At 61.9% G+C, this 13,011-nt stretch carries 12 protein-coding genes; 5 read left to right on the top strand and 7 right to left on the bottom strand.

Translation table 11 applies throughout. The features are described from left to right. Positions 1 to 82: 82 nt before the first annotated feature. The 5 genes from LB571_RS10600 to LB571_RS10580 all read right to left on the bottom strand — a co-directional run bounded on the left by LB571_RS10600 (position 83) and on the right by LB571_RS10580 (position 5,780). Positions 83 to 1,723 carry a Na+/H+ antiporter gene (locus tag LB571_RS10600; RefSeq protein ID WP_224594313.1) on the bottom strand — a complete coding sequence of 547 codons (1,641 nt, stop codon included), beginning with the start codon at positions 1,721 to 1,723 and terminating at the stop codon, positions 83 to 85. Between the two features lie 135 nt (positions 1,724 to 1,858). Then, positions 1,859 to 3,112 carry a murein L,D-transpeptidase gene (locus tag LB571_RS10595; protein ID WP_140661940.1) on the bottom strand — a complete coding sequence of 418 codons (1,254 nt, stop codon included), beginning with the start codon at positions 3,110 to 3,112 and terminating at the stop codon, positions 1,859 to 1,861. A 351-nt stretch (positions 3,113 to 3,463) separates the two neighbouring features. Next, a complete protein-coding gene (ldtR, locus tag LB571_RS10590) occupies positions 3,464 to 3,979 on the bottom strand; it encodes a transcriptional regulator LdtR (protein ID WP_013896002.1) in 516 nt (171 codons plus the stop codon). A 341-nt stretch (positions 3,980 to 4,320) separates the two neighbouring features. Next, a complete protein-coding gene (locus tag LB571_RS10585; RefSeq protein ID WP_015318253.1) occupies positions 4,321 to 4,743 on the bottom strand; it encodes a DUF6163 family protein in 423 nt (140 codons plus the stop codon). After that, positions 4,740 to 5,780, bottom strand: a complete 1,041-nt coding sequence (locus LB571_RS10580) for an enoyl-CoA hydratase/isomerase family protein (RefSeq protein ID WP_140787645.1) — start codon at positions 5,778 to 5,780, stop codon at positions 4,740 to 4,742. The genes LB571_RS10585 and LB571_RS10580 overlap by 4 nt, the downstream gene beginning before the upstream one ends. A 163-nt stretch (positions 5,781 to 5,943) precedes the next feature. On the opposite strand from LB571_RS10580, the gene LB571_RS10575 reads away from it, so the two are divergent. The 4 genes from LB571_RS10575 to LB571_RS10560 all read left to right on the top strand — a co-directional run bounded on the left by LB571_RS10575 (position 5,944) and on the right by LB571_RS10560 (position 9,493). Next, the gene (locus LB571_RS10575) at positions 5,944 to 6,765 is read left to right on the top strand and encodes a DUF2066 domain-containing protein (RefSeq protein WP_224594310.1); all 822 of its coding nucleotides are present in this window, start codon (positions 5,944 to 5,946) and stop codon (positions 6,763 to 6,765) included. Positions 6,766 to 6,878: 113 nt separating this feature from the next. Beyond that, positions 6,879 to 7,910, top strand: coding sequence for a porphobilinogen synthase (gene hemB, locus LB571_RS10570; protein ID WP_224594307.1), 1,032 nt, complete (start codon positions 6,879 to 6,881; stop codon positions 7,908 to 7,910). 262 nt (positions 7,911 to 8,172) lie between these two features. Continuing rightward, on the top strand, positions 8,173 to 8,715 hold the full coding sequence (locus LB571_RS10565; protein WP_224594304.1) for a glyoxalase superfamily protein: 543 nt from the start codon (positions 8,173 to 8,175) through the stop codon (positions 8,713 to 8,715). Between the two features lie 133 nt (positions 8,716 to 8,848). Then, positions 8,849 to 9,493, top strand: a complete 645-nt coding sequence (locus LB571_RS10560; RefSeq protein WP_140661936.1) for a dihydrofolate reductase family protein — start codon at positions 8,849 to 8,851, stop codon at positions 9,491 to 9,493. 255 nt (positions 9,494 to 9,748) lie between these two features. Here LB571_RS10560 and ppk2 read toward each other — a convergent pair whose 3' ends face one another. Continuing rightward, positions 9,749 to 10,669: a polyphosphate kinase 2 gene (gene ppk2, locus LB571_RS10555; RefSeq protein ID WP_015318259.1), complete on the bottom strand. Its 921-nt coding sequence runs from the start codon at positions 10,667 to 10,669 to the stop codon at positions 9,749 to 9,751. Between the two features lie 282 nt (positions 10,670 to 10,951). On the opposite strand from ppk2, the gene LB571_RS10550 reads away from it, so the two are divergent. Continuing rightward, complete coding sequence (locus LB571_RS10550) at positions 10,952 to 11,995, top strand: aldo/keto reductase (protein ID WP_140661935.1); 1,044 nt, start codon at positions 10,952 to 10,954, stop codon at positions 11,993 to 11,995. A gap of 23 nt (positions 11,996 to 12,018) precedes the next feature. Here LB571_RS10550 and LB571_RS10545 read toward each other — a convergent pair whose 3' ends face one another. After that, positions 12,019 to 12,990: a glycosyl transferase family 90 gene (locus tag LB571_RS10545; protein ID WP_224594299.1), complete on the bottom strand. Its 972-nt coding sequence runs from the start codon at positions 12,988 to 12,990 to the stop codon at positions 12,019 to 12,021. Between the last annotated feature and the right edge of the window lie 21 nt (positions 12,991 to 13,011).

The following is a 13,011-nucleotide window of genomic DNA, read 5'->3' as shown; positions in this document are numbered from 1 at the left end:
ATTAACACAGTTGTTTTGGGCTCGCCACGTTTGCAGCGCGAAATTTGCTGGCCGGTTTGCGCCAACGGATCGCGGCGGATCGCTATTTCCTGTCCCGCCGCTGCTTCAACAAGGCCTCGGTCAAGGTGATTTCAGAAAACAGCGCGCGCATCGTGTGATCGTTGATCTCCTGGCTGCGGAACATGGCGCGCAGCGCGGAGCGCTCGGCTTCGATGCCGGCCACCCTGAGTTCCAGTTCCAGCCTGCCGGCCTCGCGAGCCTCGGCGCGGGCCTCGTCGGCTTCGTCCGAAGCCGCGATGCGTCTACGGTAACCTGCCACGATGCTGTCGGCGACGGCCAGCCGAGCCTGGACCGCTTCGCCCTCGCCCGCCTCATTGGCGATGCTCTCGATCCTGGCGATCGCCGCATTGGCGGCGCCCACGCGCGCACGGCGCTCTTCCGCCGCCGCCGGATCCTTGCCCGGCTCGACCAGCCCCCGCGCTATCCTGGGCAAGGCAAGGCTGGCGATCAGAAGCGAGCAGATGATGACGCCGGCGGCAAGGAAGATCACCACATCGCGTGCCGGAAAGGGAGAGCCGTCCTGCAAAGCGAGCGGCAATGACAGGATGCCCGCCAATGTGATGGCGCCGCGCACGCCGGCCACGGAGCCGGCAAGCCGGACGCGAAATCCGAACGGCTCGGACTCGCGTTTGCCGATGCGTGCCGCGATCGCCTGGGCGATGTCGCCGACCCAGATCCACAGGAAGCGCAGTCCGATCAGGCAGAGCGTCAGGATCAGCACCGTCGCCACCGGCTCGATCAGCCAATGACGGCTGGACAGTTCCGGTGGGACCTTGCGGATGATGTCGGGAAGCTGCAGGCCGAGCAGGATGAACAGAGCGCCATTGAAGACGAAGGTGAGCGTCGCCCAAAGCGACAGGGTCTGCATGCGCGCCGACACACCGAGGAAGCGGTACATGCCGGAAACCCCAGTCAGCAGGCCGGCGGTGACCGCCGCCAGGATGCCCGAGGCGCCGACATGCTCGGCGCCGAGATAGGCTACGAAAGGCAGCAGGATCATGACGAGAACCTGCGCCTCCGCTGGCACGCCGCCGATGCGGTTGAGCAGCTGCAGCGCCTTGGCGGCAATGAACAGCGCCGCGACACCGCCCAGGATGCCGGCGGCGACGGCGTAGAGGAAGCTGAGCGAGGCTCCCGCGAAGGAGAAGCTGCCGGTCAATGCCGCCGCCACCGCAAAGCGAAACATGACTAGGCCCGACGCGTCGTTGAGCAGGGACTCGCCCTCCAATATGTGCATCAACCGGGACGGAACCACATTCCTGTCGACGATCGCGGACACCGCCACGGCGTCGGTCGGCGACAGCACGGCAGCCAGCGCGAATGCGACGACGAGCGGAATGCTCGGCACCAGCCAATGCAAGGCATAGCCGAAGCCGACAATGGTGAAGAAGACGAGCCCGACGGCGAGATCGAGTATGGGTCCGCGCAAGGCGACGAGTTCGCGCTTGGGCGCCGCGAAGGCGTCGCCGAACAGGAGCGGCGGGATGAACACCAGCAGGAAAAGTTCCGGATCGATCTCCACATGCAGCCCCTTGGCAGGCCAAGCAAGGGCCGCGCCGATGGCAATCTGCAGCACCGGCAGCGGCACCCGAACCAGCCGGACGAGCGCGCCCGACAGCGCAACGAAGATGAGCACGACGAGAATGAAGATGGCGACGTCCATGGCACGATCCCGGCTGTTTGCCGACCATCGCCAATCGCCTGAGCTTCGTCCAGCCGGCCGAATGAGTGGATCTGACGGCGTCCGCAACAAAAAAGCCGCCCCTGAGAGCGGCTTTTTGGAAAAAATATCAGCTCGTTACAGCGAAGACGTGATCTGCAGTTCGCTGTTGCCGTCGAGCGCATAGACGTCGTCGCGGAACTGGACGACGCCGGGTCCTGTCGACCAGGCCGAGAGATAGAGGAAATGCACCGGCACCGGGTTGGTGACCTGGATCGGCGTGTTCTGGCCGGTCTTGATGGCCGCCTCGAAATGCTGGCGATCCCAGCCGGGCGTGTCGCGAAGGATCCAGGTGACGAGATCGCGCACGTTCTGGACACGCACGCAGCCCGAGGAATCGAAGCGCATCATCTTGCCGAACAGGCTCTGCTGCGGCGTGTCGTGCATGTAGACGCCGTCCGGGCTCGGGAAATTGATCTTGACCGACGCCATGGCGTTTTCCGAACCGGGATCCTGGCGGAAACGGTACTTGGCGGCATCGTCCGTCGACCAGTCCACATTCATCGGATCGACTTCGCTGCCATCGGGCGCGAACAGGCGGATATGGCTGTTCTTGAGATAATCGGGATCCTTCCGCATCAACGGAATGATGTCCTTGCGCACAATCGAGACCGGGGCGTTCCAGTACGGATTGACGATGATCTCGTTGATCTTGGAATTGACGATCGGCGTCTGGCGATCGATCTTGCCGACGATCGCGGTGTGGCGAAGCACGACGCGGTCGTTCTCGACCGCTTCGATCTGCGCCGCCGGAATGTCGACCAACACGTAACGGCTGCCCAGCGTGCCGGCCTTTTCCTTCAGCCGCTGCAGATTGGTCTGCAACTGGCCGAGCCGGATCTGCGCCGAAACGTTCATCGCGGCGTAGGTGTATTTGCCCATCGAACCGTCAGCCGGCAGGCCGTGGCGCAACTGGAAGCGCTTGACCGCCGAATCGACATAAGAATCGAAAGCCGTCGAAATGCCGGCGCTCTGCGACAGGTCGCCCGCAACCATCAGGCGCTTGCGCAGCGGCACCACATCCGGATCGTCGACGCCGAGTTGCAGTTTCTTGGTCGCGGGAACGTCCGTCCAACCGCCCTGCCCGACAATGTTCTGATACTGCGCGACCGCCTGCTCGGTGAAGGCCACAGTCTGGGGACTGAAGATGGGCAGCGTCGAGGCCACCTTGCCGCCTTCGCTGGCGCGGGCATCGAACTGATCGTCCCAGTTGCCGCGGGCCGAGGATTTCAGGATATCCCCGATCACATCCTGCGCATTCGCACGCCCAGCCACCACGGCGGCGGCGAGCGCGGAGGCTCCGGAAAGGAAAAAGCGGCGGCTGGTTCTCATGGACGTTCCAGACATTCTTGTAGCGGTTCGATCACTTGCTGCGTCGACCATCGCGCGATCTCGCCCGCACTCTAAAATCGGCAATCTTAACAATTAGCCAACCATGGTCCGTATCACATTGGCGACCAAGGCAAGGGGCGCGACACGGTTGCGGGTGGACGCATGGTCTTCACCACAGCATCACTGCCGCTCTCGGTTCCATTGGAATATGGCGGCAACGTGGCCTTGGCCCGTAATTTGCTTTGGCCGAACGCGCGAAAAGAAAAGACCGGTGCTTTTCGGCACCGGCCCTGACTGAAGGTCGCTGTTTCGGCCACGCTTCTGCGGCGGGGCTCCGTTTCCTGGATGCTCTTACATCCGGTAGGCAATCGTGTCGTTCCAGAAGCGGTCGAGGCGCTGCAAAGCGCGGTTCATCTGCTTGAACTCGTCGGTGTTGATGCCGCCGACCTGTTCGATCGAGCCGACATGGCGCTCATAAAGACCGGCAACCACGTCTGCCACTTCATTGCCTTTCGGCGTCAGCGAGACGCGGACCGAACGGCGGTCGATGCGCGAGCGCTGGTGGTTGATGAAGCCGAGATCGACCAGCTTCTTCAGATTGTAGGAAACGTTCGAGCCGAGATAATAGCCACGCGAGCGCAGTTCGCCGGCGGTCAGCTCGGAATTCCCGATGTTGAAGAGCAGCAGCGCCTGGATGGCGTTGATGTCGGAGCGGCCGTTGCGGTCGAATTCGTCCTTGATGACATCAAGCAGACGGCGGTGCAGGCGCTCGACCAGCTGCAGCGATTCCATGTACAGGGAACGGATAGCCTCGCGGCGATCGTCGGAAACGTTGGCGGTCTTCGCCGCCGGACGCGAATTGATCATTGTCTTTGCCTCTCGTTTGTCGCCTTGGTGATTTTTTGTTTTTCACCTTGATCGCGACACTATCGAATACTCATAAAATTCGACTTAAACGCTAGGGCTAACAAGAGCTTACCGGTAAGAGGTTTCGCAAGACGCTTAACGAACGGTCACCCGAGCAAGGATGATTAACCTAAAGATTTAGGCAATGATCGCCGCGCCGGATTCAGGCGGTCGCCAGGTCGTCAACGCGTACAAGGGCTTGCAGCATGTCGCGGCGAATAGGATTCGCCCGACCTGCCGCAGGCTTCTGATTTTATGCATGTCGTTGTCCCGGAACCGAGGACACTTCGGGGCGACATACATTAGTGCCGTGCCGGTCGTTTCTGCAGGTATATGACGACGCGAAAGACGATATAGAGCAGCGCCACGCAGGCATGCGAGACGATAATCAGCAGACGATGGCCGAAAAGCTCGGGAAAGCCGGCATACATGACCGTCTCCGTGACCGCGCAGATGAACCAGATCACCGGACCCCAGGACGCCAGCATCCACAACCCCGCCGCAGCGAAGGGAAAGAACACGGCGAGCATCACCGCCGCCACCTGCCAATGCACCGGCATAAGGTCGAACCGCCACAGCGAGCCCGGATAGAAGCCGATCAGCTTGATCCAGTAGAGGATGCCGAACAGCAGGCAGTAGCCCGCGATGACGCGCTGGAACCAGGCGAAGATCACCTCGACCGTCGAGGGCTGCAGGATGACGCGTCTCGATGTCACTTCGCTCACAACTCGAGCTCCCGATCGCCGAGCGGGGCAAAATAGGCCTCGACATCCGCCTCGCTAACCGCATCGATCGCTGCCGGCCGCCATTGCGGCTTCGAGCCCTTGTCGATGATGGCGGCGCGGATGCCTTCGTAGAAATCGTGGCCGGCCAGCATCCGGTTCAGGATGCGGAACTCCATCCTCATGCAGTCGTCCATCGACAATGTCTGCCCGGCGCTGATCTGTCGCCAGGCGACGCGAAGGCTGGTCGGCGAGCGCGTGCGGATCGTTGCCAGCGTCCCGGTGGCGAATTCGTCATTGCCCGCGCGGTCCAGGCTGTCGATCAGATCCGGCAGCGACGGTTGGGCGAAATGGCGGGAGATCGCCTCCAGGATCGGCCTGTCGGTCTCCCGCTTGGCCGGAACAAAGAAACCGCGCAGCACCGATTCCGGATCGCCCGTCAGCGCCAGCCGATCGAGGAAGCTTGCCTGGTCTTCAGCCTTGATGGTGTGGGTGGCCAGCCCCGACCACAGCGCATCGCCATAACGAATGCGGTTCCCGGTCAGCGCCAGGTACATGCCGAAGGAACCGCCAAGGTCGGGCAGCAGATGACTGGCGCCGACATCCGGGAAAAAGCCGATGCCGACCTCCGGCATGGCGAACTGGGCATTCTCGGTCATCACCCGGTGCGAACCGTGGAAGGAAATGCCGACCCCGCCGCCCATCACGATACCGTCGATGAGCGCCACATAGGGCTTCTTGAAACGCGCGATGTAGGCGTTGAGGCGATACTCGTCGGCGAAAAATTCGACCGGTGGGTTTCCAGCCCGGCCGGCTTCGTAGATGTGCAGGATGTCGCCCCCGGCCGAAAACGCCCTGCCCTCGGCCTTGACCATGACGACATCCACACCCTCGTCGCGCTCCCAAGACCGCAGGGCCTTGCCCAGCGCCTTGATCATGCGATGGGTGACGGCGTTGAGCGCCTGCGGCCGCGTCAGCGTGACGACCCCGGCCCTGCCCAACCTTTCGAAGCGAATTTCGTCGCCTCCACCAAAATCCATCGCCAGAGAATCCTTGTTCCCGCGCCTGCGGGACTGAAGTGCTAAAGGCGGCACATGGGTGCGTCAATGGCTGCAGCCTGGCCGCCTCGATCTTGGCGGCTAGCGGTCGCCGATGCTAGACATTGGTGGCCGGTACGACAGGCCGAGAGCAGGATAGTTAGCCATGCCGCAATTTTTGCGCTTTGCCTTTGTTCTGAGTTGCCTGCCGTTTTTGTGGGCAACCAATGTCCCCGCAGGGGCAGCCGACCTTGGCGACCTTTACCACTCGCAGACCATTGTCACCGGCCAGGGTGAAGAAAATCGTCAGCTCGGCTTCAGGACCTGCCTCGACAAGGTGCTCGTCCGTGTTTCGGGCGATCAGCGGCTGCTTGCCAGACGCGAAATGGACGCGCTGCGCGACAAGGCCGGCAGCTTTGTCGACTCGTTCCGCTACCATGACCGGATGGAGGGCATTCCGATCCATGACGAGCAAGGGACGCATGACCGGCCGCATGATCTCACCTGCTTCTACAAACCTGACGTGATCGACAGGCTGCTGGCGTCGCTCGGCAGCAGGCCCTGGCTTGGCGATCGACCGACACTCACCGTCTTCCTCACGACCGAACAAGGCGCGCGGCATTTCATGCTGAGCGCCGAGGAAGGACGTGGCGAGACGATGCGCGAATCCTTCGTCAATGCCACCGGTCCGATGCTGATGCATGTCGCGTTTCCGAAAGCCGCGCAACTTGCCGACTTTGGTGAAGGAGCGCTACGCGCGACGGACATGGCAAGGCTGGATCGGGTGGCCAAACAAGCCGGAGGCGACCGAGCGCTCGCCGGCAGCATCGTATGGAGCGACGAGGAACTGGGGTGGATCGCCGATTGGCGACTGGCCGATCACGGCAAGACCTATCGTTGGCAGGTGCGCGGTGTCAGCTTCGACGAGGCGTTCCGCGTGGCAATCGGAGGCGCGGCACAGATCCTTTCGGGCAACGGGCAGCCCTGAACCAACAGGCGTGGTGGACAGCGCTACAGGGAGCTTTCGGCACTGGCACAAACGTGTCGCATTGGTCAGCACCAAGGGCTCGTGGTAAAAGCCACCGATCCGGAGTTTTGGCCATGAACAAATTCACCCCAGCAAAAGCTGCCGGCGCGCGCAGCGTCGATGACGTCACCGGCAGCCGCCGCCTGCGCCGCATGCGCAAGGCCGACTGGTCGCGCCGGCTCGTGCAGGAGAACAGGCTTTCGGTCGACGACCTGATCTGGCCGATCTTCGTCGTCGAGGGCAGGAATGTCCGAGAGCCGATTGCCGCCATGCCCGGCGTCTTCCGGCTTTCGGTCGACCTTGCCGTCAAGGAGGCCGAACGGGCGGCCAAGCTCGGCATCCCGGCCCTTGCCACCTTCCCCAACGTCGATCTCGGCCTGCGCGACCAGACGGGTTCCCACATCCTCGACCCTGAAAACATCATCAACCGCGTCACACGCGCCATCAAAGACGCGGTACCCGAGATCGGCATCATCACAGACGCCGCACTCGACCCGTTCACGAGCCATGGCCATGACGGCATCCTGCGCGATGGCATCATCGTCAATGACGAGACCGTCGAACAGGTCGCGGCGGCGGCCGTCATCCAGGCGGCGGCCGGCGCCGACATCATCGCGCCGTCCGACATGATGGACGGCCGCATCGGCGCCATCCGCGACGCGCTCGACGCCAACGGTTTCCAGGACGTGGCGATCATGTCCTACGCCACCAAATTCGCGTCGGCCTTCTACGGCCCCTATCGCGAGGCGGTCGGCACCGCCGGTCTGCTCAAGGGCGACAAGAAGACCTATTACATCGACCACGCCAATTCGGACGAGGCGGTGCGCGAGGCCGAACAGGACCTCGCCGAGGGCGCAGACATGCTGATGGTGAAGCCCGGCCTGCCCTATCTCGACATCATCCGCCGGCTGAAGGACGAATTCCAGATGCCGACCTTCGCCTACCAGGTCTCGGGCGAATATTCGATGATCAAGGCGGCTGATTCCAATGGCTGGATCGATGGTGAGAAGGCGATGCTGGAGTCGTTGCTCGCCTTCAAGCGCGCCGGCTGCGACGGCATCCTGACCTATTTCGCGCCCGAAGTGGCTGTGATGCTGAAGGGGTAGCCCGACTTCCCGGGCAAGGCACTTCAGTAGATGTCACCACTCTTTCGACTGGTCGGCGGTTCTATCGAAAACCCGCTGACAAAAACCGGCAGCTGCAGCTATGATGGAAGCACGGCCGGAGGCGGCCGGCAGCCCGCACCTCGGCCCAAGAGGTATGGCGAACGCCTCCCGATGATGCTTCCTGACCCGTTTCACCCGTCGGGCGAAGGCGTCGGCAACGCGGGCACTGACGAAGGCTTCGCCGTGACCCGAGGAAACGGACATGCTTGCCTATCGCGACGCCAAGACGATGGCGAAAGCCATGCGGGAGGCGCTTGCCGCCCGCGACCTGACGATCAGCCACAGCGAGGCCCTTGAGATCGTCGCGCGCCAGTTTGGACTGGCGAGCTGGAATATCCTGTCGGCAAAAATCGAAGCGCCGCCAGCCGGCCAGGGCAAGATCGTGTTTGAACGGACGGCGCCGATCGTGCGCATCTTCGACGTTGCCAAGGCGCACGAATTCTACCTCGGCTTCCTCGGCTTCACCGTGGACTGGGAGCACCGCTATGGGGAAAATTTCCCTCTCTACACCCAAGTCTCGCGCGACAACCTTGTCCTGCACCTGTCCGAACATGCGGGCGACGCGACGCCGGGCGGCAACATGGTCGTCTATATCAAGGGCATCCGCGACTTCCAGAAAGAGCTTGCCGGCAAGGACTACCGCTACATGAAGCCCGGCCTGGAGCATGAAGACGGCCGGCTGACGGTCGAGGTCATAGACCCGTTCAGCAATCACATCCGCTTCATGGAACTGACGGGCCAATGAGGCGGTGGCCGTAGCCTGCCGCAAGATTCGGACACACCTTTTCCGACTCGGAAATACCGCTTGCAATTCAAAATCAGTTTGCTAGAAGGAAACCACTTGCAAAATACAATCGGTTCTCAAGGAGGAGGTCCTCATGTCCAAACTTCGCGTCAACGCTTTCAGCCTGTCGCTTGACGGCTATGGCGCCGGTCCCGATCAGAGCCTTGAAAATCCGCTCGGTGTCGGCGGACCGGCCCTGCACAAATGGGCTTTCAGCACTCGCACCTTCCGCAAGATGTTTGGCCAGGAAGGCGGCGAGACAGGCGTTGACGAAGACTTTGCGGCGCGCAGCTTCGAGAATGTCGGCGCCTGGATCCTCGGCCGCAACATGTTCGGGCCGATCCGGGGCGAGTGGCCTGACGACAGCTGGAAGGGCTGGTGGGGCGACAATCCGCCCTATCACGTCCCGACCTTCGTGCTGACGCATTACAAGCGCGATCCCATCGTGATGGAAGGCGGCACGACTTTTTATTTCGTAACCGACGGCATCCATTCGGCTCTCGAACAGGCCAAAGCCGCCGCGTCAGGCAAGGATGTGCGGGTCGGCGGCGGCATCTCCACCATCCGGCAGTATCTGCAGGAAAAGCTGATCGACGACATGCACGTGGCGATCTCGCCGGTGCTGCTTGGCAGAGGCGAGAACCTTTTTGCGGGCCTCGACATGCTGAATCTTGGCTACCAGTGCAGCGAACAGGTTGCGACGGCACTGGCCACGCACGTCGTCATCAAACGGGCGTAAGGTGGAGAAACCCTCGACGAAAGCCCATTTCGCCCCGTCACTATACGGGGAGAAATGTCCGGCAGGACAATGAGGGGCGGCGCTAGCGCTAGAAGATTGCGCTGTCGAGCATGTCCGATGGCAATGTGTCAGCAGAAGAAGATAGCGCGCGCGGGGGTTTATCCGGGCTCAATTGTCAAAGCCAGCGCCGCCCCTCATCCGCCTGCCCGGCACCTTCTCCCCGTATAGTGACGGGGAGAAGGACAAAACTCTCGCTCAATACTTCTCCGGCACGTAAAGCTCGCGCGGCAGCACCTGGCGCTCGTATTCCGGGTTGAAGACGCGCTCCGGCAGCGTGATCTCCTCGTGCGGCACCTCTTCATACGGCAGCTGCTTGAGCAGATGGTCGATGCAGTTCAGCCGCGCGCGCTTCTTGTCGTTACCCTCGACGATGAACCAGGGCGCCTCGGGAATGTTGGTGCGGGCGAAGGTCTCCTCCTTGGCCTTGGTGTAGTGTTCCCAGCGCACCCGCGACTGCAGGTCCATCGGCGACAGCTTCCACTGTTTCATCGGGTCGTGGATCCGCATCAGGAAGCGCATTTGCTGTTCCTCGTCGGTGATCGAGAACCAATATTTGACCACGGTGATGCCCGAGCGCACCAGCATGCGCTCGAACTCCGGCACGTCATGGAAGAACTCCTCGACCTGCTCGGGGCTGGCAAAACCCATTACCCTTTCGACGCCGGAGCGGTTGTACCAGGAGCGGTCGAGCAAAACGATCTCGCCGCCTGCCGGCAAATGCGGGACATAGCGCTGGAAATACCATTGCGACTTCTCGCGTTCGGTCGGAGCCGGAAGCGCCACGACGCGGCAGATACGCGGATTGAGCCGCTGTGTGATGCGCTTGATGACGCCGCCCTTGCCAGCGGAGTCGCGGCCCTCGAATATCACCACCAGTTTCTTCTTGTGGTAGGCGACCCAGGATTGCAGCTTGATCAATTCGGACTGGAGGCTGATCAGGTCGCGAAAATACTGCATGCGATCGATCGAAGGCGGATGCGAGTTCTTGTAGATCTTGGCGATCTCCATCGAGAGGGCCGGCTCCGACATTTCGAGCTCATAGTCCTCGTCGAGCGTGTCGGCGAGCTCGGCTTCAAGCCAGTCCTTGGCAGGGGAATTCTGTTTCAGCTCGGTCATATCAACTGCTCCGCTTGCAAGCCCTGTCGGTTACCACTGGGCGCTCCAAATTGCTGGCCGGCGGCCGGGAATGGAAACACCTGAGCCGACTTCAATATAGGCCGGCGGTGACGGTTTTATTGCAGCACAGGCGCAATTGCCGACGTTGCAAATTCCGCGATGTCTGATCGATCGACCGTCGTCGCATGGCGACAAGCCGGCCGAATTGTCCTACAAATGCGCGGTCGCCTTCCAGGCCTGCCTTGCCGGCACGCCTCTTCAACAAAATCGTGAGGATCTGACATGGAATACCGCACCCTTGGCCGTTCCGGCCTGAAGGTTTCGACACTGACGCTTGGCACCATGACATTCGGCGGCGCCGGGCCCTTCGCCGCGGTCGGCAACAGCGATCTCGCCGAAGCCAAGCGGATGATCGATATGTGCATCGATGCCGGCATCAACCTCATCGACACCGCCAATGTCTATTCCAACGGCCTCTCCGAAGAGATCATAGGCGAAGCTCTCGGCGGCAAGCGCAAGAACGATGTGCTGATCGCGTCCAAGGCGCGGATGCGGATCGGCAAGGGCCCGAACGACGAGGGCCTGTCGCGCCATCATCTGATCCGTGAATGCGAGAGCAGCCTGAAGCGCTTGAAGACCGATGTCATCGACATCTATTTCGTCCACCAATGGGACGGCCTCACTCCGCTCGAGGAGACCGTTGCCGCGCTCGACAGTTTGGTCAGCCAGGGCAAGGTGCGCTACATCGGCTGCTCCAACTATTCCGGCTGGCAGGTGATGAAGGCGCTTTCCATCAGCGACAGCCGTCACCAGCAACGCTTCGTCACCCAGCAGATCCACTATACGCTGGAAGCGCGCGAGGCCGAGTACGAGCTCTTGCCGATCTCGGTCGACCAAGGGCTGGGCGTTTTGGTCTGGAGCCCGCTCGCCGGCGGCCTGCTGTCGGGCAAATACCGCCGCGACAGCCCGACCGCTCGCCAGCTTGCCGGCTGGTCCGAGCCGCCGATCCGCGACGAGGACCGGCTGTGGCGGATTGTCGATGTGCTGGTCGAGATCGGCAAGGATCGTGGCGTCTCGGCGGCGCAGGTGGCGCTCGCCTGGCTGCTCGGACGCCCTGCCGTCTCCTCGCTGGTGATCGGTGCCCGCAATGACGTTCAGCTCAAGGACAACCTTGCGGCGGCGGCCCTGAAGCTCGGCACCGAAGAACGCCAGCGCCTCGACGCGGTCAGCCGGCCGGCTCTGCTCTACCCCTACTGGCACCAGCAACTGACAGCGAAGGATCGCTTCGGCCCCGCCGACCTGGTTCTCGACCGCAGCGATATCTGATCGGCGTCAGGCCGAGAGCAGAGCTAGCCGCCGATAAACCGCCAGAGTTCGGGATCGGGTTCGATCTGGCCGCCGAGCACGAAATATTTGTAGAGGACCAGCAACGAGATCGCATGCTCGTCCCGTTCATTGGAGAATTTGCGGCAATAGGCATTGGCTGCGGCGATGATGCGCTCCGCCGCGGCCGGGTGCGCTTCGAAATAGCGCACTTTTTCGCCGAGATCGGCAAAATCCGGGTCGAGCGGCGCATAGTGGACACCGGCCTCGAGCTGGCTCTCGCCAAACCATGTTTCGTAGGTCGGCGGCGGCATCAGACAGAGCGAGTTGGAATTCATGATCCATTTGAGGTTGGTCGCCACGTCATTGCCCTCCAGCGAGACGATGTAGCGATAGCGCAGGTGCTGGCTGATGCTGAGGAAAGGCTTGCTGTACTTAGCCGGTGCGCTGCGCTTGTGCGAACCGGCATCGCAGAACGGCAAGTCGCGCGCGACATCCAGGAACCGTGTCCTGATCGGGTTGTTGAGGTCGCCGCGCCAGACCACGGCAGGGCGCTTATCGGCGAAGGCGACGGTATCGAGGGGCATGTGGAAGTGGCGGAATTTGTTGAACTTCATGACGACGGCATTGCCGTTGTCGGCGCGGATCGGCCGGTCCTTGACGAGGGTCGGCAGCTTGGGCACGCCGATGACATCACCGAACTTCAGGTCGATGAGCAATGATGGATCGAAATAGCGGGCAAATTCCTTCAGGTCGTAATAGTACATGCTCGGTTCAAACGGTATCTTGTCGATGCGCACAGCATCCGGGCCTGGTGTAAAAGCGTCCTGCAGCTTGTTGTAGTGATTCAGTCGCCGGCGCACGGCCTCGTCCGAGAGCCTGGCCTGCTGTAGGCGGCTGGCCAATCGCCGCCGGAAGATCGCCTGGGGCGCGATATCGCGCACGACGTTCCGCGCATAGTAGAAGACCTTTGCCGTCGTTCGTTGGAGGGTGGCCATGGACTCTTTTGATCAAAGATA

The sequence above is a fragment of the Mesorhizobium sp. BR1-1-4 genome (assembly GCF_020165375.1).
Taxonomy (GTDB): domain Bacteria; phylum Pseudomonadota; class Alphaproteobacteria; order Rhizobiales; family Rhizobiaceae; genus Mesorhizobium; species Mesorhizobium australicum.
The sequence above is the reverse complement of the archived record's forward strand: the minus strand, read 5'-3'. Positions and strand labels throughout refer to the sequence as shown.